Here is a 25244-nt window from a genome sequence, read left to right as displayed (position 1 = left end):
GTCCTAGCTGTCACTGTCCCGGTGATTCTCGTTCGTCTCCTGCACCCACTGGGGGTAGATGGTCTTGTCGTCGCCGCGGAATCCGGTGTCGACCTCGGTGCCGGACGGCAGCTGCCAGCGGATCACCAGCACCCCGTCCTTGGTCATCACCTTTCCCGCGAGGCCACGTTCGGTGCGCACCGCCCGGATCGAGTCCTGCGGGATCCAGATCGGCGAGGCGCCGTCCCGTTCGAGCAGCACCCCGGCGCGGTAGCGGCTGATCTCGCCGGCCGCGCGGTGGCCCAGGTCGCCGACGGCGACCCGGTCCTGCCAGCTCGGCGCGAGGGTACTGCCCACGTACAGGCCGGTGCTCGGGGCCACCAGCTGCTCCCCCAGCTCGGCCGGCACCGGCGGGAGGGCACCGACGGCCTCGGCCTGGCGGCGGCCGCGGCCGCGCCAGCCCTTCCACATCAGCAGGACCAGCACCACCCACAGGGCGACGAAGCCGAGCGTGAGCCACAGGCGGTCCATCACCGCACCCCGCTTCCGGTGCCGGGCCGGACCGCTCCGTCGAGTGCGGTGATGCGGCCGCGCAGCACGGTCGCAACGACCTTGCCGGGCAGCGTCATCGCCTCGTACGGCGTGTTGTGCGCCACCGAGGCCAGCTCCGGTCCGCGCACCGTCCATTCGGCGTCGGGGTCGACGAGCACCACGTTGGCGGGCTCGCCCACCTCGAGCGGGCGCCCCTGGTCGTCGAGGCCGACGATCTCGGCGGGCCGTTCGCTCATCACCTTCGCGACGCCGCGCCAGTCCAGTAGCCCGGGACGGACCATCGTCTCGACGACGATCGACAGGGCCGTCTCGAGCCCCAGCATGCCGGGCCGGGCCTGCGAGAACTCGCAACACTTGTCCTGCTCGGCGTGCGGGGCGTGGTCGGTGGCGATGCAGTCGAGCACGCCCTCGGCCAGTCCGCGGCGCAGCGCCTCGACGTCGGAACGCTCGCGCAGCGGCGGGTTGACCCGGTTGATGCCGTCGTAGGTCTCGAGCCGCGAATCGTCGAGCATCAGATGATGCGGGGTCACCTCGGCGGTAATCGGGATCCCTTGTGCCTTGGCCCATTTCACCAGTTCGACGGTGCCGGCGGTGGAGGCGTGGCAGATGTGCACGCGGGCTCCGGCGTCCCGGGCGAGCAGGGCGTCGCGCGCGACGATCGACTCCTCGGCCGCGCGCGGCCAGCCGGCCAGTCCGAGACGCGCCGCGGTGGGTCCCTCGTGCGCGACGGCCCCGGCGGTCAGCCGCGGCTCCTCCGCGTGCTGGGCGATGAGCACCCCGAGCGAACTCGAGTACTCCAGCGCCCGCCGCATGATCAGCGGATCGTGGACGCAGTGCCCGTCGTCGGAGAACATCCGGACGCGGCCGACGCCGGCGGCCATGGTGCCCATCTCGGCGAGCTGCGTGCCGGCGAGCCCGACGGTGACGGCACCCACGGGGTGCACATCGACGAGGCCGACCTCCTGCCCCCGTCGCCACACGTGGTCGGTGACGACGACGGAGTCCGCGACGGGGTCGGTGTTGGCCATCGCGAACACCGCGGTGTAGCCGCCGAGCGCCGCGGCCGCGGATCCGGTGTCGATGGTCTCGGTGTCCTCGCGGCCGGGCTCACGCAGATGCGTGTGCAGGTCGACGAAGCCGGGCAGCAGGATCCGTCCGGCGCCGTCGATCACCTCGGCGTCGGGGCTCGCCTCGAGGTCGGGGCCGAGGGCGAGGATCTGTTCGTCGCCGAGCAGCACGTCGGTCGGCGCACCCTCCCCGTAGACGAGCACGTTGCGGATGAGCACCTGCGGCGACACCGAATCTTCTCCTGTCCCACTGTTCTTCGTCTTCTGCGCGGACGTCCGGTCCGCATACGCGTCGGTCATGCGATTGCGCTCTCCGTGCCGACGAGCAGCCGGAACAGCACGGCCATGCGCACGTGCACCCCGTTGCTCACCTGCTGCAGCACCGCGGTCTGCGGGGCGTCGGCGACCGCGGAGGCGATCTCCATGCCGCGCAGCATCGGGCCGGGGTGCAGCACCACGGCGTGCTCGGCGAGCATCGCCAGCCGCTTCTCCGACAACCCGTAGCCGATCGAGTACTCGCGCGCCGACGGGAAGAACCCGCCGTTCATGCGTTCGGCCTGCACCCGCAGCATGAGCACCGCGTCGAGGCCGGGCAGTTCGGCGTCGAGGGAATGGGAGACGGTGACGGGCCAGGTCTCGACGCCCACCGGCAGCAACGTGCGCGGCGCGACGAGCACCACCTCGGCCCCGAGCGTGGACAGCAGCAGGGCGTTGGAGCGCGCGACCCGGCTGTGCAGGATGTCGCCCACGATCGCGATGCGCCGGCCGGCGATCGATCCGAGCCGCTGCCGGAGGGTGAGCGCGTCGAGCAGAGCCTGCGTGGGGTGTTCGTGGGTGCCGTCGCCGGCGTTGATCACCGCCGGTCCCCCGCCGTCGCCGTCGCCGGTCCATTCGGCGATCCGGTGCGCGGCGCCCGACGCGGGGTGCCGCACGATCAGGGCGTCGGCGCCGGCGGCGTGCAGGGTCAGCGCGGTGTCGCGCAGCGATTCGCCCTTGGCGACCGACGAACTCGACGCGCTGACGTTGATGACGTCGGCGCTCATCCACTTGCCGGCGACCTCGAACGAGACCCGGGTGCGGGTGGAGTTCTCGAAGAACACCGTCATCACGGTGCGGCCGCGCAGGGTCGGCAGCTTGCGCACCTCACGGCCGAGCAGCGCCTGCTCGAACCGTTCGGCCTCGTCGAGAAGCTCGGTCGCGGACTGCTCGGTCAGGTCCGCGATGGAGAGCAGGTGCTTCACGAAATCTTGCCTCCGGAGATCACCACGGCGTCGCGGTCGTCCTGCTCGGTGAGCAGGACCCGCACGTCCTCGGCGCGGGCGGTGGGGACATTCTTGCCGACGTAGTCGGCGCGCAGCGGCAGTTCGCGGTGCCCGCGGTCGACCAGGACGGCGAGCTGCACCGCGCGGGGCCGGCCCAGGTCGCGCAGGGCGTCGAGGGCGGCGCGCACCGAGCGACCCGAGAACAGGACGTCGTCGACGAGGACGACGAGGGCGTCCTCGACGCCGCCCTCGGGCACCGATGTGCGCTCGAGCGGCCGGTGCGGCTTGGTGCGCAGGTCGTCGCGGTAGAGGGTGATGTCCAGGGAGCCGACGGGCACGCGCACCCCGGAGAACTCGGCGATGCGTTCGGCGAGCCGGTGCGCGAGGGTGGTGCCGCGGGTGGGAATGCCGACGAGGACGACGCGGGGGGCTTCACCCGCGGGGGCGTCGAGCGCGGTCTTCTCGATGATCTGGTGCGCGATGCGGGCGACGGTGCGACCGACGTCGGCTGCGGAGAGCAATTCGCGGGCCGGACCGGGCGGGGATGCCGGTGACCCGTCTTCGGACATGGCCATACTGCGACCTCCTTCTCCGCCTCGCTGGACGGATCGTTAAAGGATGCCTGACGGTGCTCCAGCCTAGCAGCGGCCGGTGCCCGCCAGACACGGATGCGGGGTGAAGCCCGACACAGGCCGGGGTCCCCGAAGCGGCGAGCGGGCCCGGCCGGCGACCTCCGTCGCCGGCCGGGCCCGCTCCCGCTGCGTTGTCAGGGCCGCTCGGAGTCCCGCTGCCCGGCCGGGTCGGCGGCGCGCGACGAGGTGGCCGCCGCGGCGGCACGCACCTGGTCGGCGAGCGCCACGATCTGACCGAGGATGCCGTTGACGAAGGCCGGCGAATCGTCGGTGGACAGCTGCTTGGCCAGCTCGACCGCCTCGTCGACGGCCACCACCGGCGGCACGTCGGGGGCGTGGAACAGCTCCCAGACCGAGATGCGCAGGATCGCCCGGTCCACGGCGGGCAGCCGCTCGAGCGTCCAGTCGTGCAGGTGCTCGGCGATCACCTGGTCGAGCTCGTCGAGTCGCTCCGCCACGCCGCGCACGACGGTCTGCGTGTACGGCGGGACCTGCGCGACCTGGTCGTCGGTGACGGCGAGCGCGATCCGGTCGGCGGCGAGACCGACCGGATCGATGTCGCGGGCCTCGGCCTCGAACAGCAGATCCACGGCGCGCTTACGCGCCTTGTGCCGGGCTCCGAGTTTCTTCTGCGTACCGGACACTCAGGAATTCACTCGCCCGAGGTAGCTGCCGTCACGGGAATCGACCTTGAGCTTGTCACCGGTGTTGATGAACAGGGGCACCTGGATCTCGGCGCCGGTCTCGAGGGTCGCGGGCTTGGTGCCGCCGGTCGAGCGGTCGCCCTGCAGGCCGGGATCGGTGTGGGTGACCTCGAGTTCGACGGTGACGGGCAGTTCGACGAACAGCGGGGTGCCCTCGTGGGTGGCCACCTGCACCTGCATGTTCTCGAGGAGGAATCGGGCGCCGCCGCCCAGGGTCTCCTCGCTGATCGAGATCTGGTCGTAGGTCTCGCCGTCCATGAAGACGTAGTCGGTGCCGTCGTGGTACAGGTACGTCATGTCGCGACGGTCGACGGTGGCCGTCTCGACCTTCACGCCGGCGTTCCAGGTCTTGTCGACGGTCTTGCCGGAGAGCACGTTCTTGATCTTCGTGCGGACGAACGCCGGCCCCTTGCCGGGCTTGACGTGCTGGAACTCGATGATCTGCCACAGCTGACCGTCGATCTTCAGCACGAGCCCGTTCTTGAAATCGCTGGTATCGGCCACTTGGTTTCGCGTCTCCTAGAGTCGAGGTACCGCCCTTATACGACGGTCAATGTCTTGTCGGTGAGTGTGAGCAGCTCCGGTCCCTGCTCACGCACCACGAGCGTGTCCTCGATCCGCACGCCTCCGCGCCCGGAGAAGTACACGCCCGGTTCGACGGTCACCGCCGCACCGCAGGCAAGTGTACCGGTCGCGGCCTGGCCGATTCCGGGTGCTTCGTGGATCTCCAGACCGACGCCGTGGCCGAGTCCGTGCAGGAACAGCTCACCGTGGCCGGCGGCGGCGATCACGTCGCGGGACGCGGCGTCCACGGCGGCCAGGTCGACGCCCGGCACGAGCGCCGCCCGCCCGGCCGCCTGGGCGCGCGCGACCAGGTCGTACACGTCACGCTGCCAGTCGGCGGCCCGGCCGAGGACGTAGGTGCGGGTCATGTCGGAGTGGTATCCGCCGACCTGTGCACCGAAATCGAGCTTGACGAAGTCGCCGGCGGCGAGCACGGCGTCGGTGGGCCGGTGGTGCGGCACGGCCGAGTTCGCCCCGGTCGCGACGATCGTCTCGAAGGAGATGCCGTCGGCGCCGTGGTCGAGCATGCGGGCCTCGAGATCGCGGCCGACCTGCCGTTCGGTGCGGCCCGGGCGCAGGCCGCCGGCGGCGACGAGATCGGCCAGTGCCCGGTCGGCCACGGCGCACGCCGCCGTGAGCAGCCCGACCTCGTGTTCGTCCTTGACCATGCGCAACTGCTCGACCAGCCCGGGCGCGGGGGTGAGGGTGAGCGGGCTGTCCAGCCCCGCCCAGCGCACGTGCGCGTCGACGGTGACGACATGGCTCTCGAAGCCCCACCGGGCCGGCGTCGCCGCGGAACGGACCAGGTGATCGGCGCTGGCGCGGGCGATCTCGGCCCGCAGATCGGGCACCTGCGCGGCGACCTGGGTGAGGTAGCGGCCGTCGGTGCACACGACGGTGCGGGACTCGTCGAGGTCGTCGTCGGTGGTGACGAGCAGCGCGGCGTTCGAGCCGGTGAATCCGGTGAGGTAGCGGATGTTGAGCAGGTCGGTCACCAGGAGCGCATCGAGGTCGCGGTCGGCGAGCAACCGGCGCAGCGCGGCGCGGCGGGCGGAGTGATCGGCGGACATGGGGTCAACGTACTCCCGCGCCGACAGCCGGGACGGCCGTCGACGGTCACGAATGTGGGGCGGGACACATCCGCGCCGATCCAGACGTTACTCTGAGGTACATGAAACCCTGGTTGCTTCGCGGGCTCGGCCTGACCCTCGTGCACGTGCTGGTACGGGTCCTGCTGGGGGTCGCCCTGGTGCAATGGCCGCTGCAAGGCTCGATGCTGCGGATGGTCGCGTTGGCCGTCGTCGTGCTCGCCGCGATCGTGTGGGCCGGGCTCGACGGGATCCGCGATCAGCGGGCGCACCCGCAGTCGGAGGACGGGGCGGACCTGACGATGCTGTGGCTGAAGGCCGCGGCGGTCACCGGTCTCGCCGCCGGCCTGCTGACGTGGCTGATCGACACGGTCAGTCCGATCCAGGTCGGGGTCAAGTCGCTGTTCTTCGAACTGACCTCGGGTGCGGCGTTCACCGTGCTGCTGGTGTTCGTTCCCGCGACGGCCGCGGTGATGCTCGGGCGGCTGCTGGTGCGTCGAGATCAGCGCAAGTCTGCGGGGACGGCGACGGGGACGGCGACGGGGAAGCCGGACGACGGGCCGGCACCGGTCACGGCGTCCGCTGCCCCGGATCAGGGGTGGCGTGACGACGACGCGCCCACCGAGGTGTTCGAGCGGATCGATCCGGACCGCCGCCCCTAGCACCTGCCCGGGTCTGCACCGGTCGCGGAGAATCGGGTCCGCGGTCCGGAGCAGGCAGGTACCGTTCGGCCCATGGCCGGACGCGGGACGAGCGGCACCCACGGACGCCGGCGGACGGCGCTGGTCGTCGCGGGCGCGGGTGCGCGCGGCGCGTATCAAGCCGGCGCGATCACGACCCTTCTCCCCCGGATGACGCGGCACCACGGAGCGCCCCGGATCCTCGTCGGGACCAGCGCCGGCGCCATCAACGTGGTCGGGCTCGCCGCGTTCGCCGACGAGGGACTGCCGACGGCCGCCGAACGGCTCGTGGACCTGTGGACCGGGGTGGTCTCGTCCGACGTGTACTCGTCGGTGCACAGCATGCTCGGCACCGGCGCGGCGTTCCTGGGTCAGGCGATCGGGTTTCCCCGCACGCGTCTCGTCAGCCTGCTCGACACGACCCCGATCCGGGGGACCCTGCAGCGCCTGGTGCCGTGGGACCGGCTGCACGAGAACATCCGGGCCGGGCTGGTGGACGCGGTCGCGGTCGCGACGACGTCCGTGGCCACCGGCGGGACGGTGGTGTTCGTGGAGAAGAACGCCTCGGTGCCGCTCCCCGAGTACGACATCCGCCGCAACATCAGCTACGTCGAGACGACCCTGACCGTCGACCACCTGCTGGCGTCCTCCGCGGTGCCGATCCTGTTCCGGCCCATCCACGTCACCGACCGGTGCGCCCCGCAGCGCTCCGGCTGGTACATCGACGGCGGTCTGCTGCTCAACACCCCGATCAAGCCCGCGCTCGTGCTCGGCGCGAACGACGTCGGCGTCGTGGCGACGCAGCCGCGGATGTGGCCCCCGCCGGTGTCCGCGCGCACCGGCAGGCGCCGACCGGCACCTCCCGACGTGGCCGGCGTCGCGGCCCTGGCGCTGCGGGCGATGCTCGGCTACCGGATGATCGAGGACCTGCACACGCTCGAGTTCCGCAATGCCCGCATCGCCCAGACCCGAGCCGTGTCCCCCACCGACCGTCCCATCGGGATCGACTTCGCCGGCCCGCCGCCCGGCCAGGCCGGGCGGATCGCCGAGATCGCGGAAGGGGTGGTCCGTCGCCGCCCCGCCGTGCGCCGGTTCCTGCGCAACCCCGCGCCGTCCGTCGTCGCACGATTGATCGGTGGCGACGACGAGGATCGCGGCGACCTGCTCAGCTTCCTGCTGTTCGATCCCGAATTCACGTGCGCGATCGCCGAACTGGGTCGCGAACACGGCGCCGAACCGAGCACCGCACAGCCTGCCGCCGAGCTCCGGGCCTGATCCCCGCGCCGATCCGGGCGGTCAGGGCCGTCGCGCCGGGGCCGGGCGCCGATATCCCACCGCATCCCGGTCACGGGGCCCGTACCGCGCCGTCCCGAAGGTCTCCACGAAACTGCGGTCGCGCCGTACCGGCCGCAGCCCGGTGGCGGCGAAGTAGGTGCGCACCGCGGATCGCGCGACGTAGGCCAGAGCGGGCCGCGGCTCGGGCAGGCTCTGCACGGCCCGTAGGCGGTCGTCGCAGAACGTCGACAGCACCTCCGGCGCGAGCGGTCGCAGCGGACCCGGAAACCAGCGGTCCGCGAAGTCGTCGACGAGTCGCCGGGTCACGGCGAGCCCGTCGTCGGTGCGCGCGTATTCCGCGGCCTCGAAGTCGGCGGTCCACCGCGCGAGCTCGTCGCGGGAGCCGGGGATGTCCGTGATGCGCTGGGCGGCCGCCACGCCGCGCCAGAAATGCCACTGCGCTTGAAGTTCCGTCCCGGAGAACGGCCGGGACCCGACGAGCGCGGCGATACGCTGCGGTTCGAGCACGAGCGTGGCGAGCGTGTAGAGCGAGTCCTCGTTGCGGATCGGGAAGTGCCCGTGGATCTCGTTGAGCCGCTCGATCCATGCGAGCCCCTCGGACGTGTCGTAGCCGAGTTCGAGGAACTTGCCGAAGAACACCATCGTGTCGTCGTTGCGCTTCGCCGTGCGGACGACGATGTCGCCGCGTCCGCGGCGGTGCAGGATCTTCGCGATGCCGGGCACGGCCACCTGCCGGATGAACGACACCGTGAACAACGCGTTGACGAGCATCGCGTTCCCGTGCAGGACCTCGAGCGAGAGTCGAGCGACGGCGCGATCGTCGCGGAGCGGATCGAGACGCTCGATTTCCCGTCGGACCTGCCGTCCGATCGTCACATTCCTCATTCGTCCTCCGTCGCTCTCCCGGCCCCCGTAGTGGACAACATATGTTGTCCACTACGGGCGGGTCAACGGCCGTTCCCGGTCCGACCGATCGGTCCGGCAGGATGGGATCCATGCGCACCCCCCCGAGCCGCAGCTGGCACGGCGTCAGCGCCGACGACCGGCGCGCGCAGCGCCGTACCCGGATCCTCGCGGCGGGTACCGAACTGCTCGGCACCGGCGGAGGCCGCGCGGTCACGGTCCGCGCCGTCTGCCGGGCCGCCGGGGTCAGCGAGCGGTACTTCTACGAGAGTTTTCCCTCGCGCGACGAACTGGTCGCCGCAGTCTTCGCAACGACGGCGGAGGGCCTCATGCGTCACATGCAGGCCGTCGTGGCCTCCGCCCCGGCGGAGGTCGCCGCGCGGGCCCGCGCCTTCGTCTCCGGAGCGATCGACTTCTTCGCCGCCGACCCCCGCCGCGGCCGGGTGCTGGTCCGCGAGGCGATGACCGAGCCGGCGTTGTCGCAGCAGGGCCTGCACGCAGCACCCGCCCTGCTCGGCGCCCTGCTCGTCGGCGTCGCTGCGCCGGAACCGGACGCCGAGTCCCGGCTGATCAGCGGCGCCGTCCTGGGCCTGGGCATCGGGGCGCTGATCGTCGCGTGGATCGACGGGCAGGTCGACGTCGAGCGAGAGGCGCTCGTCGAGCACTGCACCCTGCTCGTCCGACGCGCCGTCACCCCCTCGGAGTCCGGGTAGGTTCCCCGGAACCGGACTCGCCGGGCGGAACGGACCGATTCGGACGGAAGCAGTGTCACGGGACGTGCCGGTGGTGTAAATGTGAACTGTCGGGGTCGAGAACCGGGAACCGGCAGGGGCACGCCGGTCACCCGACCGCACGCACCGAGGGGGGATTGCGATGGCCGAATTCGAGCGATGGCCGACCGATCTGCTCGCCGAATTCGTAGCCGACCTCGAACTGGGACGCACCCTGACACTTCCGGCCGCCGTCGAAATCGCCGCGCGCGAGGAACTGGCCCACCGGAGCATCGACGCCGGATGAGTCCGATCCGCGGCACCGGCCGCGGCGGCCCCGCGCACCGGGACATCGGGCACAGGAGCCGCCGCTCCCCCGTCATGCGATCGCCGAAAACCAATCCCTCTGGCGCCCAGCACATTTAAGGTAGGGAAGCATGGGAGAGCGCGCCCCGATACGTCCCGACCGGAAGACGGTCCCGAACGGCTCGGACGAGGGCGGAGCCTTCGCGTCGCGGACCGGCGGCGAGCCGCAGCTGGGGCGACTGCTCGGGGCGATACTGCCGCTGACGCACCCCGGAGGGCTGTGGTCCACGACGCGGGGGCTCGTGAAAGGAACGTGCAGCGCCGCGGCGGCGGTGGGCGGACGGGTGCTCGGTCTCCGCCACCCGGGCGCCCGGCAGGCGGCCGACCCCGTCCTGCCGGCGAACTGGTGGCCCGACGACCTCGATCTCGAGGCGGCGGCCCGGAAGTGCCCGGGGGTGGATCTGTATGCGGTGACCGTCGACTTCGTCGAGCGCCACCACGGGTTCGCCCTGTCGATGCTGGGCGGGATCCCGTCCTGGACCGCCGCCTGGTACTCCCGGGTCGGCGTGGCCTATCTGCAGGCCCACCGGATCGCCCGCCCGGACCGGGACGAACGGGCCCGCCGCGGGGCACCTCCGTCGGCGCGGGCGACCCGTCCCGGCCTGCAGGTCGTGCACGGCGCCGAGTAGCCCGGCCGGGGCCGGCCGCGCCGGCGCGCGGGTGACCGGTCCGCGCGCGCGTCGCCGTCCCGGCCCGGCCCGATCGATCATGGTCCGGCTCGACGACGGCGAGAGCACCCTCACGGCAGTGCGGACGGGCCCAGGACCCGGCCCCGGACGTCGGCCAGCACCCGGCGCACGAACTGCTCGTGCCCGATGCGCGCCCGCTGACCGCACTGCGGCACCAGGACGCTGACGGTGCCGTCCGCGAGTTCCTCGTCGCCGACGATCGCGAGGTAGGGATCGCGGTGCAGGCGCGCAGCGCGGATCCGGCTGCCCAGCGATCCACCGGAGAGCACCTCGGCGCGAATCCCCTCGTCCAGCAGCCTGTCCCGCAACGCGCCGGCCTCGTCGCGGTGTGGGTCACGGACCGGCAGGACCGCCACTTGGCGGGGCGAGAGCCACGGCGGCATGCGCCCTTCGAAGCGTTCGACGAGCATCGCGGTCAGCCGCTCCATCGATCCGAGCACACCCCGGTGGATCATCACGGGCCGGTGCCTGTGCCCGTCCTCGCCGGTGTATTCGAGGCCGAAACGCTCGGGTTGAGTGAAGTCGAACTGGACGGTGGACACGGTCTCCTCGCGCCCGTGCGCCCCGGCGACCTGGACGTCGATCTTCGGACCGTAGAACGCGGCCTCCCCCTCGGCTTCGAAGAAGTCCAGCCCACACCGTTCGAGCGCACCGCGCAGCTGACCCTGAGCATGCGCCCACTGCTCGCCGGAGCCGAGATAGCTGCCCCCGGCACCGCGGAGGGAGAGGCGGTAGCGCCGGGCGTCGAGCCCGAGAACCCGATAGCAGCGCTCGATCGCACTCAACGCGAGTTCCACCTCCGCACCGGCCTGTTCGGGCGCGCAGAACACATGCGCGTCGTCGAGACCGATCTGCCGGACCCGGCTCAGGCCGCCGAGCACGCCCGACAGTTCGCTGCGGAACATCGATCCCAGCTCCGACAGGCGGATCGGCAGGTCGCGGTAGCTGCGGGCCCGCGAGGCGAAGATCTGGGCGTGATGGGGACAGTTGGCGGGCCGCAGGACGAAACTCTCGCCGCCGACCCGCATCTCGGGGAACATGTCGTCGGCGAACTTGGACCAGTGGCCCGACCGGACGAACAGCTCCTTCTTGGCGAGCACCGGGGTGTAGACGCGGCGACAGCCGGACTCGGCCGCCACCTCGGCGGCGAAGGCCTCGAGCTCGGCACGGATCACCGCACCGTCCGGCAGCCACAGCGGAAGACCCGCACCCACAATCGGCGCGCTGGCGAACATGTCGAGTTCGCGACCGAGCACTCGGTGATCTGCACCGTTCATTTCCTGTTCCTCGACTCTCGTCTCGGCGAGAGGGAGCGACGTGCCCGAACACGACGAAAGCCCCGGGACGTCGACTCCCGGGGCTCGCTTGGTGGGTCAGCAGTGAGCGACGCGGCGCCGGAAGGCATCCGGCGTCGTCGTGACCTGCTGAGCGTTCATCACGACCGGAATCGTACGGCCGGTTTCGCCCGGAAATCAACGGCGAAGAGCGATTGCATCCCGGAGCTCCTGCGCGCCCGGGTTTTTCATCGTCTTTTCGGTAGGCGGCCGTTCGGCTCGGGCGGGGACCAGGAATTCGGAGAATTCCTGCGTTCCGTCCAGGGCGAATTATCCGCGCGGTGGTGAACCGGGAAGATCCCCGACGAGGACGCGGGCCGTCGCACCCCGAGGGTGCGACGGCCCGTCGACGACGGTCGGCAGCTCAGCCGGTCAGCAGCTCACAGGAGCACGGTGCCTGCGTCCGCGGTGCCCTCCCGCGCGACCGCCGAGTACGCCGCGGCGAGCAGCGACGGATCCGGTCCCTCGAGGCGCCCGGGCTTGGCGAGGCCGTCGAGGACGACGAACCGCAGCATCCCCGCGCGGTTCTTCTTGTCGGTCTGCATGCCCTCGAGCAGCTGGGGGAAGGCGTCGGCATCGTAGGTGGTGGGCAGGCCGACGAGCTCGAGGATGCTGCGGTGCCGGTCGGCGGTGGCGTCGTCCAGGCGCCCCGCGAGGCGTCCCAGCTCGGCGGCGAAGACGAGACCGACGGCGACGGCGGCGCCGTGCCGCCACCGGTAGCGTTCGCGCCGTTCGATGGCGTGACCGAGGGTGTGCCCGTAGTTGAGGATCTCGCGCAGGCTCGACTCCTTGAGGTCCGCGGCGACGACCTTCGCCTTGACCTCGACCGAGCGCCGGATCAGTTCGGGCAGCACCGTTCCCGTCGGGTCGAGCGCGGCCTCCGGATCCGCCTCGATCAGCTCGAGGATCTTCGGGTCGGCGATGAAGCCGGTCTTGATCACCTCGGCGAGGCCGGCGACGATCTCGTTGCGCGGCACCGTCTCGAGCGTGGCGAGGTCGACGAGCACCGCGGACGGTTCGTGGAAGGCACCGACGAGGTTCTTGCCGGCCTCGGTGTTGATGCCGGTCTTGCCGCCGACCGCGGCGTCGACCATGGCGAGCAACGTGGTGGGGACGTGCACGATCCGCACGCCGCGCATCCACGTGGCGGCGACGAACCCGGCCAGATCGGTGGCCGCTCCCCCGCCGAGGCTGACGATCGCGTCGCTGCGGGTCAGCCCGATGCGCCCGAGCACCTCCCAGCAGAACCCCGCCACCGCGAGGTCCTTGCCGTCCTCGGCGTCGGGGATCTCGACGCGGTGAGCGTCGATTCCCTTCTCCGCCAGCGCGGCACGGACCGCCTCGGCGGTCTCCGCGAGCGGCGGCTGGTGCAGGATCGCCACGGTGCGGGTGCCGGCGAGTTCGTCGACGAGCTCACCGAGCAGGCCCCGACCGATGATCACCGGGTAGGGCTGGGCCGTCTGGACGTCGACGCGTACCGGTTCGGTCACGATTGATTGCTCCGATTCTCTGTACTGGTCGTGCTGGGCGCGGACGGGTGGGCGCCGGTGGCAGCCAGATCCGACTGGGCCTCCAGCTTGGCGAGGACCTGCTGCACCACGCGGCCCGGGCTGCGTCCGTCGGTGCGCACGCGGATGGTGGCCGCCTGCCGGTACAGCGGGCGGCGCCGGCGCATCAGCTCCCGGTACTTCGCCGCGGGGTCCGCCCCGGCGAGCAACGGTCGCGTGGTGTTGGTTCCGGTGCGGCGCAGGCCCTCGGCGACGCTGATCTCGAGGTAGATCACCGTTCGGCCCTGCAGCAGGGCGCGGGTGCGCTCGGACAGGATCGCGCCGCCGCCGAGGGAGACGATGCCGTCGTGCCGGGCGAGCGCGTCGGCCACCACCTCCTCCTCGATCCGCCGGAACGCCGGTTCGCCGTCGGTGCCGAAGATGTCCGGGATGGTGCGGCCGGTGGTGCGCTCGATCTCGGCGTCGGTGTCGAGCAGCGGCAGATCGAGCGCCTGGGCGAGCCGCCGGCCGATGGTCGACTTGCCGGCCCCGGGCGGCCCGATCAGGACTGCGCGTGGCGTCATGGCGTCACCGTGGCACCCGGGCCGCGACGGCCTCGAGGTAGTTGCGGACGTTGGTGCGGGTCTCGTCGATCGAGTCGCCCCCGAACTTCTCGAGCGCGGCCTGCGCCACGACGAGCGCCACCATCGCTTCGGCCACGACACCGGCCGCGGGCACGGCGCACACGTCGGAGCGCTGATGGATCGCGACGGCCTCCTCGCCGGAGGCCATGTCGACCGTGGCGAGGGCGCGCGGCACCGTCGAGATGGGCTTCATCGCCGCCCGTACCCGCAGCGCCTCGCCGTTGGTCATGCCACCCTCGAGGCCGCCGGCCCGGTTGGTCGAGCGGAGCACGCCGTCCGGGCCGGGCCGGATCTCGTCGTGGGCGACGCTGCCGCGCCGGCGGGCGGTCTCGAAGCCGTCGCCGACCTCGACACCCTTGATCGCCTGGATGCCCATGAGGGCCGCGGCGAGCCGGGCGTCGAGCCGGTCCGCACCGCTGATGAACGAACCCAGGCCCACCGGCAGGCCGTGCACCACGACCTCCACGACACCGCCGAGGGTGTCACCGTCGCGCTTGGCGGCCTCGATCTCGGCGATCATCGATTCCTCGGCCGCCTTGTCGAAGGCCCGCACGGGGCTGGCGTCGATGGCGGCGAGATCGGCCCCGGTCGGCTCCGCTCCCACGTAGGGTTCGGACGCGCCGATGGAGATCACATGCGAGACGACCTCCGCGCCGAACACCTGGCGCAGGAAGTTGCGGGCCACGGTGCCGGCGGCGACCCGGGCCGCGGTCTCCCGGGCGCTGGCGCGCTCGAGGACGGGACGCGCGTCGTCGAAGCCGTACTTGAGCATCCCCGAGTAGTCGGCGTGACCGGGTCGCGGGCGGGTGAGCGGTGCGTTGCGGGCCTGTCCGACGAGCAGTTCGGCGTCCACCGGGTCGGCGGACATGATGGTCTCCCACTTGGGCCACTCGGTGTTGCCGATCTCGATGGCCACCGGGCCACCGAGGGTGTGGCCGTGCCGGACGCCGCCGAGAATGGTGACCTTGTCGGCCTCGAACTTCATGCGTGCGCCGCGGCCGTAGCCGAGGCGCCGCCGCGCGAGCTGCTCCGAGATGTCGCTCGACGTCACCTCGACACCGGCGACCATCCCCTCGAGCATCGCGACGAGGGCGGGACCATGGGACTCTCCAGCAGTTATCCAGCGCAGCACAGGACCATCCTTCCACGTTCGCCGCCACCGGCGGGACGCCGCCCCGGTCAAGCCGCCGCGAGGACCCCGGCGACGGCTGCCGCGCACATCGACGGCCCGTGTGGCAGCACCACACCGCGCGGGCGACGGTGTGCCCGTGCCCAACCCACGGCGGCGACGACGACGCCCACCGCGGCGGTGAGCAGCGGCGGCAGCAGGGCCGCCGTCGTCCACGCTCCCGCGCCGGCGGCGCCCGCGGCTGCCCCCAGCCCGGCCGCGAGCTTCACGTCGCCCGCGCCGAGACTGCGCGGGGCGGCCAGGTGGGCAAGCAGGTACGGTCCCGCCAGCAGGCACGCGCCGACGAACGCCGGGACTGCCTGCCCCGCTGCCGCGGCGACCGTGAGGACGACGCCGGTGCCCGGCACGGTCAGCACGTTCGGCAGCCGCCGCGCCGACAGGTCGGCTGCGCTCAGGCACAGGCACCACCAGGTCAGCGCCGCGACGGTAACCGCCCCCGGCATCGTCGAGGTCCCGAGCACGGCCACGGCACCACCGCCCGCGCCGGCCACCTCGCACATCCCTCGTAGTGGGAGACGCCGGACGAGGCGGGCGACGAGCCGCCGCATGCCGGCTCCGGCCACGGCACCGAGAACGGCGAACACCACAACGGTCATGGCGTCAGCGTGCCGTCCGGGTGGCACCCGAACGGCGCTCTCGCCGCCCACGGCCGGAATCTGTGGACGAACGGGCCGGGTGTGGACAACCCGGTTGCCGGGACGGATCGAGCCGGACCTGCGACCATGACCGAATCGTCCCGTCCGCATCCCGGAGGTTCGCATGGAGCTGGCCCGCGTTCTCGAGACCGTCGGCGGCGCCGTCGACGTGGTCGGGGTGGCGGTGATCGTCGTCGGTGCGGCGGTGGCGAGCTGGATCGCCCTGCGGTCCTGGCGCCGCTCGCCGGGTGCGCCGATCTACGAGCGCTACCGGCGTGATCTGGGACGGTCCATCCTGCTCGGCCTCGAGTTCCTGGTGGCCGCGGACATCATCAAGACGGTCGCCGTGACCCCCACCTTCACGTCGGTGGGGGTCCTGGCGATCATCGTCCTGATCCGGACCTTCCTCAGCTGGTCGCTGCAGCTCGAGATCTCCGGCCGGTGGCCGTGGCAGAACGGCAGGAGCGGACCGCAGAGCGAGAAGGAACCGGTCAGCTGAGTTCGGCGCGGCGACGTTGCAGGAAGCCGCGCTCGGCGGCGTTGGTGGCCCGGGCGAGCGCGGCGTCGTATGCCGCGGCGGCCTCCGGGAGACGACCAAGCCGGCGGAGCAGGTCGGCCCGCACCGCGTGCCACAGGTGGTACCGGTCCAGGTCGAGGGCGTCGACCAGGTCCAGACCCGCGGCGGGGCCGTCCACCTCGGCCACCGCGACGGCCCGGTGCAGGGCGGCGACGGGGGTGGGTGCGACGACGAGCAACTGATCGTAGAGTGCGACCACCTGCCGCCAGTCGGTCGTCTCGATCGTGGCGGCGTCGCTGTGGACGGCGGCGATCGCGGCCTGGATCTGGTACGGGCCGGGCCGGCGCAGTTGCAGGCAGCGGCGGACGAGGGACTGTCCCTCGGTGATCAGGTCTCGGTCCCAGAGCGTGCGGTCCTGCGCGGCGAGCGGGATCAGGTCGCCGTCGGCGTTCGTGCGGGCCGGTCGTCGCGCGACGGTGAGCAGCAGCAGCGCGAGCAGGCCCAGCACCTCGGGCTCGTCGGGCAGCAGTTCGGCCAGCAGGCGGGCGAGCCGGACCGCCTCCACGCACAGGTCGTCGCGGACCAGGCGGTCCCCACCGGCCGCGGTGTGCCCCTCGGTGAAGACGAGATAGACGACGGCGAGGACGGAGGCGAGGCGGGCGGGCAGTTCCGCGGGGCCCGGAACGCGGTACGGGATCCGGGCGTCGCGGATCTTGCCCTTGGCGCGCACCAGCCGCTGCGCCATGGTCTTCTCCGGAACGAGGAAGGCGTGGGCGATGTCGGCGGTGCTCAGGCCGCCGAGCAACCGGAGCGTGAGAGCGACGCGGGCGGCGGGCGCCAGCGCGGGATGGCAACACGTGAAGATCAGGCGCAGCCGGTCGTCGGGCACGGCATTCTCCTCGTCGACGGCGCTGGTCCCGACCTCCTGCAGGCGGGCGGCCTCGGCGTGTTTGCCTGCGCGGGCGTTCTCCCGGCGGATGCGGTCGATCGCGCGGCGCCGGGCGGTGGTGACGATCCAGCCGGCCGGGCTCGGCGGCAGTCCGTCGGCGGGCCACCGGGCGACGGCGACGGCGAACGCGTCCTGCACGGACTCCTCGGCAAGGTCGATGTCCCCGAATGCGCGGACGAGCACGGCGACCGCGCGGCCGTGCTCGCTGCGGAACACACGCGCGATCTCCGCGGCCGTCACCGCGGCCACGGCCGACTCACCCGCAGTGCCCGCCCTGCAGCGGCCGCACCTCGATCGGCAGTGTGATCGCGCGGGCGAGTTTGCGGCCCCATTCGAGGGCGGCGTCGAGGTCGGGCGCCTCGACGACGGTGAACCCACCGATGTGTTCCTTGCCCTCGAGGTACGGGCCGTCGGTGGTGAGGATTCCGTCGCCGTCGAGCCGGAGCACGGTGGCCGTGCTCGGCGGGTGCAGTCCACCGGCGAACACCCAGGCGCCGGCGGCGCGCATCTCGGCGTCGACGGCCTCGACGTCGCGCATGATCGGTTCGAGGATCGCCGCCGGTGGCGGGTCGCCGTCCGGCTGGTAGATGCTCAGCAGGTACTGGGTCATGGCACTCCTCCTCACGATCACCGGACCGGCGCCGGTGATCCACCCTCTACACGATCGGCGGGCCGCCGAATCGACATCGCACTCGCCGGCTCGGAACGTCCCTCTTCCTCCGCGCGCCATCGGCTCGGGCTGCACCCGAACCGGTTCCTGAACCAGCGGGAGAAGTTGCTGGGCGCGGAGAACGACAGCAGGTCGGAAACCTCGGTGAGCGAGTGTCGTCCGCTGCCGACCATGCGCGTCGCCAGGTCCGCGCGGGTGGCGTCGAGGACGGACGAGAACGTCTCCCTCTCGTCCGCGAGCCGGCGGTGCACGGTGCGGCGGTCGATGCCGAGACTGCGGGCCACCTGGTCGACCGAGCACCGGCCGGTGGGAAGGAGCAACTCGATCAGCTCCCGCACCCGGTCCACCGTGGTGGTCTCGCGTGGACTTCCGACCGAGTCGAGGAACTGCTGCGCGTACGACCGCAGCAGCGGATCCGCCATGGCATTGGGCGCGTCCAGATCCGCGGTGTAGAGGACGATTCCGTCGAAGTCCTGATCGAAGTCGACGGCGGTGCCGAAGACGCGGTGGTGAGTGTCGCGGTGCCGGGGTGCGGGATGCGCGAACGAGACGGACAGCGGACGCCATTGCGGACCGAGGAAGCCCTGCAGCAGACGATGCATCACTGCTACCGCGAGTTCGACGGATTGGTGGAACTCCCCCGGTCCGGCCGACGTCGAGGGTGATGCGGATGGTGGCGATACCGTCCTGTTCGGTCAGGCGGGTGTGCAGGGCCTCGTTGTACATGTGCTCGTAGCGCACGAGGATTCGCAGCGCGCTGCGGACGTCCGGCTCCTCGCGGACCACCAGGCTCAGCGGGCCCAGGTTGGAGAACCGTCGTCGCTCGGCCAGCACGAGGCCGAAGTCGTCGCGATCGGCTGCCGCGGCGGAACGTTCGAGCAGGTCCGCGATCGCCTCGGCCGGTACCCACCGGTCCTGCAGGCTCAGGCCGGCCAGGTCGAGACCGGACGCGCGGAGCAGCGTCGCCGGATCGATCTTCGACGAATGTGCCAGTTCGACATAGCTGTTCAGTGCGGCGTAGCGCGCCAGTGGTTTCACTACCGGTCCTGTCCCGAAATGAATGGCAATCCGTCCCCAGGGGATAAGCATATCGCCTCGGGACCCCCTACTGTTAGTTGCATCACAAGGTACGGCGAAGTGTGACGGAGCGGATCGAGAGTCCAGACGCCCCAGCAGCTCCGCTTCCATCGCCCCGGGGTCCTCGGCCGCACCCACGGCCGAGAGCCGGGATCGCCGCCACCGGCGCTCCCGTCCCACCGAGTTCATACACATCTGCCCTCCGCCGGCCCCCGGCCTGCGAGTGCGCGTTCAGGAGGAAACATGGCAAAGGCTGTCCGCTTCTACGAGACCGGTGGTCCGGAGGTTCTGCAGTGGGAGGCCGTCGAGGTCGGCGAACCGGGCCCCGGCGAGGTCCGCATCCGGCACGAGGCGGTGGGCCTGAACTTCGCCGACACCTACTTCCGCACCGGCCTGTACCCGGCACCGCTGCCCGCCGGTATGGGCGTCGAGGCTGCCGGGGTGGTCGAGGCGGTGGGCCCAGGCGTGACGTCGGTCCGGGAAGGCGACCGGGTGACCTACACCGGCAGCCCGCTCGGGGCCTACAGCACCGAACGGGTGATGCCCGCCGAGCACCTGATCGCGCTGCCCGACGCCATCGGCTTCGACACGGCCGCGGCGATGACGATGCGCGGTCTGACCACCGCCTACCTGCTGCGGCGCATCTGGCCGCTGGCGGCCGGGGACACGGTGCTGCTGCACGCCGCCGCCGGCGGCGTGGGCCTGATCTTCTGTCAGTGGGCGAAGCTGCTGGGCATCCGGGTGATCGGCACGGTCTCGAGCGAGCGCAAGGCGCAGGTCGCCCGGGCACACGGCTGCGACGAGGTCGTCATCTACACCGAGGAGGACGTGGCGCAGCGGGTGCGGGAACTGACCGACGGCAAGGGCGTTCCGGTGGTGTTCGACAGCGTCGGCGCCACCACTTTCGAGACCTCACTGAATTCGCTGGCCCGCCGCGGCCTGCTGGTGTGCTTCGGCACCGCCTCGGGGCCGATTCCGCCGATCGATGCCATGCAGCTGGCGATCAAGGGTTCGGTGTACGTCACCCGTCCGGCGCTGGCGGACTACATCGCCGACCCGGCCGAGCGGGCCGCCCTCGCCGCGGAGCTGTTCTCGCACGTCGCGACCGGCGAGATCGCGATCGAGATCAACCAGCGGTACGCACTCGAGGACGCGGTGCAGGCGCATCGCGATCTCGAGGCCGGCCGCAGCATCGGCTCGTCGGTCTTCGCCCTCTGACCCGGTCCGGGCCGTACCCGGAGTCCGCCCACTTCCGAAGGACATCCATGACCACCGCCACCCGACCGCCGAGTCCGGTCTCCCCGGCCTTCCGGGTCGAACCACTGACCTGCACGATCGGCGCCGAACTGTTCGACGTGGACCTCGGTGAGGTCTCGCGCGACGACACGCTGTTCGCCGAGCTGCGAGCCCTGTTGCTCGAGCACAAGGTGCTGTTCTTCCGCGATCAGGACATCACCCGTGCCGAGCACGTCGCCCTGGCCGAGCGGTTCGGCCCGCTCGAGGATCACCCGGTGGTCGGCAGCGACCCCGACCATCCCGGGCTGGTGCGGATCTACAAGGACCTCGACAGCCCGCCCGAGCACTACGAGAACGCCTACCACTGCGACGCCACGTGGCGCGACAACCCGCCGCTGGGATGCGTGCTGCGCTGTGTGCAGACCCCGCCGGTGGGCGGGGACACCATCTGGGTGAACATGGCCGAGGCCTACCGGCGGCTGCCCGGCTCGGTCAAGGAGCAGATCGCCGGCCTGCGGGCCCGGCACAGCATCGAGGCGAGCTTCGGCGCCCGGTTGCCGCTCGAACAGCGGCATGCGCTGCACGCCCGCTACCCGGATGCGGAACATCCGGTGGTGCGTACCCACCCCGAGACCGGCGAGAAGATCCTGTTCGTCAACTCCTTCACCACCCACCTGGTCAACTACCACACCGCCGAGAACGTCCGATTCGGCATCGACTACGCCCCGGGTGCCGGCAACCTGCTGCAGTTCCTGACGAGCCAGGCGTCGATTCCCGAGTACCAGGTGCGCTGGCGCTGGACGGAGAACAGCGTCGCCATCTGGGACAACCGCTCCACGCAGCACTACGCGGTGCAGGACTACTGGCCCGCCGTTCGCAAGATGGAACGCGCCGGGATCGTCGGCGACCGGCCGTTCTGAGTTCTTCCCTTCCCTCTCTTCACCGTCCACATTCCGAAACGGAGACCCGACAATGCACTTCCACGACGACGCCCTGTTCCCCGAGAACCAGGAGAAGCTGGTCATCACCGCCGCGCCCTACGGCCCGGAATGGGAGCTCGACGACTTCCGCGAGGATCTTCCCCTGACCATGGAGGAGCACGTCCAGCAGGCGGTGGACTGCTACGAGGCGGGCGCGACCGTGCTGCACATCCACGTCCGTGAACTCGACGGCAAGGGCAGCAAGCGACTGTCGAAGTTCAACGAGCTGCTCGCCGGCCTGCGCGAAGCGGTGCCGGACATGATCCTGCAGGTCGGTGGATCCATCTCCTTCGCCCCCGAAGGCGAAGGCGCCGAGGCGAAGTGGCTCTCGGACGACACCCGGCACATGCTCGCCGAGCTCGACCCGGCGCCGGACCAGGTGACCATCGCCATCAACACCAGCCAGATGAACATCATGGAGCTGATGACGGCCGACGACATCGCCGGCACCTCGATGGAGCGTCCGGAACTCGCGGCGACGTACCGGGAGATGACCGTGCCCGCCGGTCCGGAGTGGGTTGCGGAGCATCTGAAGCGACTGCAGGCCAAGGGTATTCAGCCGCACTTCCAGCTCTCGTCCATCCCGCAGCTCGAGACCGTCGAGCGACTGATCCGGCGCGGGGTCTACACCGGACCGTTGAACCTGACGTGGGTCGGTATCGGCGGCGGCTTCGACGGCCCCAATCCGTACAACATCATGAATTTCGTCCAGCGGGTTCCGGACGGCGCCTGCCTGACCCTCGAGACGCTCATGCGGTCCGTGCTCCCGGTCAACGCGATGGCCATCGCGATGGGCCTGCACACCCGCTGCGGCAACGAGGACACCATCTGGGGCCGCAAGGGCGAGAAGATGACGTCGGTGCAGCAGATCCGGCAGCTGGTCCGCATCGCCGGGGAACTGGGCCGCGAGGTCGCCACCGGCAAGGAGGCCCGCGAGATCTACCGGATCGGCGAGACCTACCGCGACGCCGACGAAACCCTCGCCAAGCTCGGCTATGCCCCCAATCGCCGGCCCGGACAGGTCGGCTTCACCCACCACGGCTGACCCACCGACCCCCGGGGCACGCGACCCGCACCGCGTGCCCCGGGACCCGGCCGGTGACCGAGTCCGTCGAGCCCTCCCTGTCCTCGCCCCTCTCGCGGTGGGCGCTCCCCGATGCGCATCCCCGCCCGCCGCCCCAGCCTTGCAGGAGCACCCATGGGATCGTCCACCTCCTCCCTGGAGAACCACACCGCCACCAGCACCCCCGCCGGTCCGAGGACCCGATCGCGGAAGTACCCGTGGCTCGTGTTCGCTCTCACCTTCGGACTGTTGTTGTCGGACTACATGTCCCGGCAGGTTCTCAGTGCCGTCTTCCCGTTCCTCAAAGCCGAATGGGCCCTGACCGATTCCCAGCTCGCATCGTTGACGAGCATCGTGGCGCTCATGGTCGGACTGCTCACCCTCCCGCTGTCGCTGCTGGCCGATCGGTGGGGCCGGGTCAAGAGCCTGGTGCTCATGGCGGTGCTGTGGTCGGTGGCCACTCTCATGTGTGCGGTGGCCACCAACTTCGAGCAGATGCTCGGCGCGCGATTCCTCGTCGGCGTCGGCGAGGCCGCCTACGGCAGTGTCGGAATCGCGGTGGTACTGAGCGTGTTCGCTCCCCGGGTCCACGCCTCCCTCAGTGGGGCGTTCATGGCCGGCGGCTCGTTCGGCTCGGTCCTCGGTGTCGCCCTCGGCGGCGTCATCGCCGTTCATCTGAGCTGGCGGTGGTCGTTCGCGGCGATGGCGGTCTTCGGGCTCATCCTGGTGGCACTGTTCCGCGCCCTGGTCACCGAGCGCAGGCTCGCCGCGCACGCCGCCGACGACCGGCCCGCTGCCGGCGACGAGCGACCCGCCGGTGCCGCGACCACACCGCCGGACGGATTCCGCGCGCCGGTGTCGAGCCTGTTCACCAACCCCGCCGTGCTGTGCGCCTACGCCGGCGGCGGCCTCCAGATGTTCACCGCCGCGGTCCTGCTGTCGTGGACGCCGAGCTTCTTCAACCGCTACTACGGCCTCGCCCCGGACAAGGCCGGCGTCGCCGCCTCGATCGTCGTCCTGCTCGTCGGCAGCGGCATGGTGGTGTGCGGGATCGTCACCGACCGCGTCGGACGGCACGACATCACCCGCAAGTGGACCACCGCGATCGCCTTCTGCGCCATCTCCCTGGCGTGCCTGGCCCTCGCGTTCCGTCTCGACACGGGCACCGCGCAACTGGTGCTGCTCGGCATCGGTGCGTTCTTCTCCGCCGGATCCTCCGGACCCACCGCGGCCATGGTCGCCAACCTCACGCACTCGTCCGTCCGCGCGTCCGCCATGGGGACGCTGACCGTGGCCAACAATCTGCTCGGCCTCGCCCTCGGGCCCTTCGTCGTGGGCATCCTCGCCGACCGACTCGGCCTGCGGGAAGCGCTGCAGCTGTCCCCGCTGGTCTACGTCCTCGCCATCGGCGCACTGGTAGCAGGCAAACGCCTCTACCCGCTGGGCCTGCGCAAGTTCACCACCCTCGGCACCGGCCCCGGCACGGCTGCCTGAACGACTGTCGTCCCGTTCCCACCCCATCTCCCGGAGTCACCCGTGAACCCCTCCCACTCCCCGACCGTGGTCATCGTCCCCGGCCTGCGCGACCACGTCGCCGATCACTGGCAGACCCTGCTCGCCGAACGTCTTTCCGACGTCCGGACCGTTCCTCCGCTCGAGCGCGACAAGCTCAGCCGCGCTGCCCGCGTCGCCGCACTCGACGACGTCCTGCGTGAGATCGACGGACCCGTGGTGCTCGTCGCCCACAGCGCCGGCGTGATGATCACCGTGCACTGGGCGCAGAACCCGACGCGTCCGATCCAGGGCGCGCTGCTGGCCACGCCGGCAGACCTGGAACTACCCCTGCCCGAGGGCTACCCGACCACCGACGACCTCGACCGGGGCGGATGGAACCCCATCCCCCGCCGCAGGCTGCCGTTTCCGAGCATCGTCGCCGCCAGCCGCACCGATCCGCTCGGTGGCTACCGGCGCATCGCCGGCATGGCCGAAACGTGGGGCAGCCGCCTGGTGGACCTCGGCGACGTCGGGCACCTCAATCCCGCCGCCGGATACGGCTACTGGCCCGACGCCGAGAACCTGCTCCGGCAACTGCTCGACAGCACCGCCCTCCCGGTACACAGCTGAACCCCACCGGCACCGCGACTCCGTCCCCGTCCACACTCCGAGCGCCTCGCTCACGTCCGGAAAACCACGAAATGACCAAGATCTATGAAACGGCCGCCGAGGCGGTCGCCGACGTTCCCTCCGGAGCCTCCCTCGCCGTCGGCGGGTTCGGCCTGTCCGGCATCCCGGACCAGCTGATCGCCGCGATCGCCGCCGGGGACGCGACCGACCTCGAGGTGTTCTCCAACAACTGCGGCGTCGACGGCCGCGGACTGGGAATCCTCCTCGAACGACGACGGATCCGACGAGTGACGGCCTCCTACGTCGGCGAGAACAAGGAGTTCGCCCGGCAGTACCTCTCCGGTGAACTCGAAGTGGAACTGACGCCGCAAGGCACCCTGGCCGAGAAGCTGCGCGCCGGCGGCGCCGGCATCCCAGCCTTCTTCACCCCGGCCGGTGTCGGCACCCCCGTCTCCGATGGTGGCCTGCCGTGGCGCTACCACCCCGACGGCTCGGTGGCAGTCGCGTCCCCACCGAAGGAGATCCGCGAGTTCGGCCGCAAGCAGTACGTGCTCGAAGAGTCCATCACCGCCGACTATGCACTGGTACACGCCCTGCGCGGCGACACCGAGGGCAACCTGGTGTTCAACAAGGCCGCAATGAACTTCAACCCGCTCGCCGCGACGGCCGGACGCATCTGCATCGCCCAGGTCGAACAGCTGGTCGCACCGGGCGAGATCGACCCGGGCCAGGTACACCTGCCGGGCGTCTTCGTCGATCGCATCGTGCACACCGGCGCCCAGGACAAGCAGATCGAAAAGCGCACCGTCTCGACGGGAAAAGGAGCCTGACGTGACCGTAGTAGCAG

The 25244-nt window shown here is 71.2% G+C and carries 26 protein-coding genes and 2 pseudogenes; 12 read left to right on the top strand and 16 right to left on the bottom strand.

Annotated elements, in window-relative coordinates; genetic code table 11:
- Positions 1-3: 3 nt before the first annotated feature.
- The 7 genes from F1734_RS13590 to F1734_RS13560 form a co-directional block, all read right to left on the bottom strand.
- Positions 4-510, bottom strand: coding sequence for a PH-like domain-containing protein (locus F1734_RS13590; RefSeq protein WP_203010682.1), 507 nt, complete (start codon positions 508-510; stop codon positions 4-6).
- Positions 510-1829 carry a dihydroorotase gene (locus F1734_RS13585; RefSeq protein WP_010595130.1) on the bottom strand — a complete coding sequence of 440 codons (1320 nt, stop codon included), beginning with the start codon at positions 1827-1829 and terminating at the stop codon, positions 510-512. Before F1734_RS13585 ends, F1734_RS13590 begins: the two co-directional genes overlap by 1 nt.
- A 65-nt stretch (positions 1830-1894) precedes the next feature.
- Positions 1895-2839 (bottom strand): aspartate carbamoyltransferase catalytic subunit, encoded by a 945-nt coding sequence (locus tag F1734_RS13580; RefSeq protein ID WP_010595131.1) that lies wholly within the window; start codon positions 2837-2839, stop codon positions 1895-1897.
- Entirely contained in the window at positions 2836-3435 is a 600-nt protein-coding gene (gene pyrR / locus F1734_RS13575; RefSeq protein ID WP_010595132.1) for a bifunctional pyr operon transcriptional regulator/uracil phosphoribosyltransferase PyrR, read from the bottom strand. The genes F1734_RS13580 and pyrR overlap by 4 nt, the downstream gene beginning before the upstream one ends.
- A gap of 191 nt (positions 3436-3626) precedes the next feature.
- Positions 3627-4136 (bottom strand): transcription antitermination factor NusB, encoded by a 510-nt coding sequence (gene nusB, locus F1734_RS13570; protein WP_017682106.1) that lies wholly within the window; start codon positions 4134-4136, stop codon positions 3627-3629.
- Entirely contained in the window at positions 4137-4700 is a 564-nt protein-coding gene (gene efp, locus F1734_RS13565; protein WP_010595134.1) for an elongation factor P, read from the bottom strand.
- A 35-nt stretch (positions 4701-4735) separates the two neighbouring features.
- Positions 4736-5830 (bottom strand): M24 family metallopeptidase, encoded by a 1095-nt coding sequence (locus F1734_RS13560; RefSeq protein ID WP_124259416.1) that lies wholly within the window; start codon positions 5828-5830, stop codon positions 4736-4738.
- A 101-nt stretch (positions 5831-5931) separates the two neighbouring features.
- Between F1734_RS13560 and F1734_RS13555 the strand changes: the two genes are divergently transcribed.
- Both F1734_RS13555 and F1734_RS13550 read left to right on the top strand, forming a co-directional pair.
- A complete protein-coding gene (locus tag F1734_RS13555) occupies positions 5932-6510 on the top strand; it encodes a B-4DMT family transporter (RefSeq protein WP_203010681.1) in 579 nt (192 codons plus the stop codon).
- A gap of 72 nt (positions 6511-6582) precedes the next feature.
- Positions 6583-7803, top strand: coding sequence for a patatin-like phospholipase family protein (locus F1734_RS13550; RefSeq protein ID WP_124259418.1), 1221 nt, complete (start codon positions 6583-6585; stop codon positions 7801-7803).
- 21 nt (positions 7804-7824) lie between these two features.
- Here F1734_RS13550 and F1734_RS13545 read toward each other — a convergent pair whose 3' ends face one another.
- Positions 7825-8709, bottom strand: a complete 885-nt coding sequence (locus F1734_RS13545) for an oxygenase MpaB family protein (RefSeq protein WP_225222418.1) — start codon at positions 8707-8709, stop codon at positions 7825-7827.
- A gap of 110 nt (positions 8710-8819) precedes the next feature.
- Between F1734_RS13545 and F1734_RS13540 the strand changes: the two genes are divergently transcribed.
- From F1734_RS13540 to F1734_RS13530, 3 genes are all read left to right on the top strand, one after another.
- The gene (locus tag F1734_RS13540; protein ID WP_010595139.1) at positions 8820-9440 is read left to right on the top strand and encodes a TetR/AcrR family transcriptional regulator; all 621 of its coding nucleotides are present in this window, start codon (positions 8820-8822) and stop codon (positions 9438-9440) included.
- Positions 9441-9600: 160 nt separating this feature from the next.
- Positions 9601-9744 carry a hypothetical protein gene (locus tag F1734_RS13535; protein ID WP_017682110.1) on the top strand — a complete coding sequence of 48 codons (144 nt, stop codon included), beginning with the start codon at positions 9601-9603 and terminating at the stop codon, positions 9742-9744.
- Positions 9745-9874: 130 nt separating this feature from the next.
- Positions 9875-10432, top strand: coding sequence for a hypothetical protein (locus tag F1734_RS13530; RefSeq protein WP_010595140.1), 558 nt, complete (start codon positions 9875-9877; stop codon positions 10430-10432).
- Positions 10433-10542: 110 nt separating this feature from the next.
- On the opposite strand, the pseudogene thrS reads toward F1734_RS13530, so the two are convergent.
- The 5 genes and pseudogenes from thrS to F1734_RS13505 form a co-directional block, all read right to left on the bottom strand.
- Positions 10543-11781, bottom strand: a pseudogene (gene thrS / locus F1734_RS13525) (threonine--tRNA ligase); the annotation flags it as partial.
- A gap of 425 nt (positions 11782-12206) precedes the next feature.
- Positions 12207-13316 (bottom strand): 3-dehydroquinate synthase, encoded by a 1110-nt coding sequence (gene aroB, locus F1734_RS13520; protein ID WP_124259437.1) that lies wholly within the window; start codon positions 13314-13316, stop codon positions 12207-12209.
- Complete coding sequence (locus F1734_RS13515) at positions 13313-13897, bottom strand: shikimate kinase (RefSeq protein WP_017682112.1); 585 nt, start codon at positions 13895-13897, stop codon at positions 13313-13315. The genes aroB and F1734_RS13515 overlap by 4 nt, the downstream gene beginning before the upstream one ends.
- A 4-nt stretch (positions 13898-13901) precedes the next feature.
- Positions 13902-15089, bottom strand: a complete 1188-nt coding sequence (gene aroC / locus F1734_RS13510) for a chorismate synthase (RefSeq protein WP_026138085.1) — start codon at positions 15087-15089, stop codon at positions 13902-13904.
- Between the two features lie 47 nt (positions 15090-15136).
- Entirely contained in the window at positions 15137-15742 is a 606-nt protein-coding gene (locus F1734_RS13505) for a prepilin peptidase (protein WP_203010680.1), read from the bottom strand.
- A gap of 163 nt (positions 15743-15905) precedes the next feature.
- Between F1734_RS13505 and F1734_RS13500 the strand changes: the two genes are divergently transcribed.
- Positions 15906-16280, top strand: a complete 375-nt coding sequence (locus F1734_RS13500; RefSeq protein WP_010595145.1) for a DUF1622 domain-containing protein — start codon at positions 15906-15908, stop codon at positions 16278-16280.
- Here the strand turns inward: F1734_RS13500 and F1734_RS13495 are convergent.
- The 3 genes and pseudogenes from F1734_RS13495 to F1734_RS13485 form a co-directional block, all read right to left on the bottom strand.
- A complete protein-coding gene (locus F1734_RS13495; RefSeq protein ID WP_010595146.1) occupies positions 16273-17496 on the bottom strand; it encodes an RNA polymerase sigma factor in 1224 nt (407 codons plus the stop codon). The two genes, F1734_RS13500 and F1734_RS13495, sit on opposite strands and share 8 nt — an antisense overlap.
- Before the next feature lie 7 nt (positions 17497-17503).
- Complete coding sequence (locus tag F1734_RS13490; protein ID WP_010595147.1) at positions 17504-17857, bottom strand: YciI family protein; 354 nt, start codon at positions 17855-17857, stop codon at positions 17504-17506.
- A 17-nt stretch (positions 17858-17874) separates the two neighbouring features.
- Positions 17875-18955 (bottom strand): annotated as a pseudogene (locus F1734_RS13485) (AraC family transcriptional regulator).
- A 282-nt stretch (positions 18956-19237) separates the two neighbouring features.
- Here F1734_RS13485 and F1734_RS13480 point away from each other — a divergent pair.
- The 6 genes from F1734_RS13480 (at position 19238) to F1734_RS13455 (ending at position 25227) form a co-directional block, all read left to right on the top strand.
- Positions 19238-20212 (top strand): quinone oxidoreductase family protein, encoded by a 975-nt coding sequence (locus tag F1734_RS13480; protein WP_010595150.1) that lies wholly within the window; start codon positions 19238-19240, stop codon positions 20210-20212.
- 47 nt (positions 20213-20259) lie between these two features.
- On the top strand, positions 20260-21150 hold the full coding sequence (locus tag F1734_RS13475) for a TauD/TfdA dioxygenase family protein (protein ID WP_203010679.1): 891 nt from the start codon (positions 20260-20262) through the stop codon (positions 21148-21150).
- Positions 21151-21202: 52 nt separating this feature from the next.
- Complete coding sequence (locus F1734_RS13470) at positions 21203-22255, top strand: beta-keto acid cleavage family enzyme (RefSeq protein WP_203010678.1); 1053 nt, start codon at positions 21203-21205, stop codon at positions 22253-22255.
- A 153-nt stretch (positions 22256-22408) separates the two neighbouring features.
- Positions 22409-23767: an MFS transporter gene (locus F1734_RS13465; RefSeq protein ID WP_102030724.1), complete on the top strand. Its 1359-nt coding sequence runs from the start codon at positions 22409-22411 to the stop codon at positions 23765-23767.
- A 42-nt stretch (positions 23768-23809) separates the two neighbouring features.
- On the top strand, positions 23810-24397 hold the full coding sequence (locus F1734_RS13460; RefSeq protein ID WP_010595154.1) for an RBBP9/YdeN family alpha/beta hydrolase: 588 nt from the start codon (positions 23810-23812) through the stop codon (positions 24395-24397).
- 71 nt (positions 24398-24468) lie between these two features.
- The gene (locus F1734_RS13455; protein WP_003935440.1) at positions 24469-25227 is read left to right on the top strand and encodes a CoA transferase subunit A; all 759 of its coding nucleotides are present in this window, start codon (positions 24469-24471) and stop codon (positions 25225-25227) included.
- The last annotated feature ends 17 nt before the right edge of the window (positions 25228-25244 follow it).

The sequence above is a fragment of the Rhodococcus ruber genome, from assembly GCF_016804345.1.
Classification (GTDB): Bacteria; Actinomycetota; Actinomycetes; order Mycobacteriales; family Mycobacteriaceae; genus Rhodococcus; species Rhodococcus ruber.
Note: the sequence above shows the minus strand (reverse complement) of the source record. Positions and strands in the feature narration are given on the sequence as shown.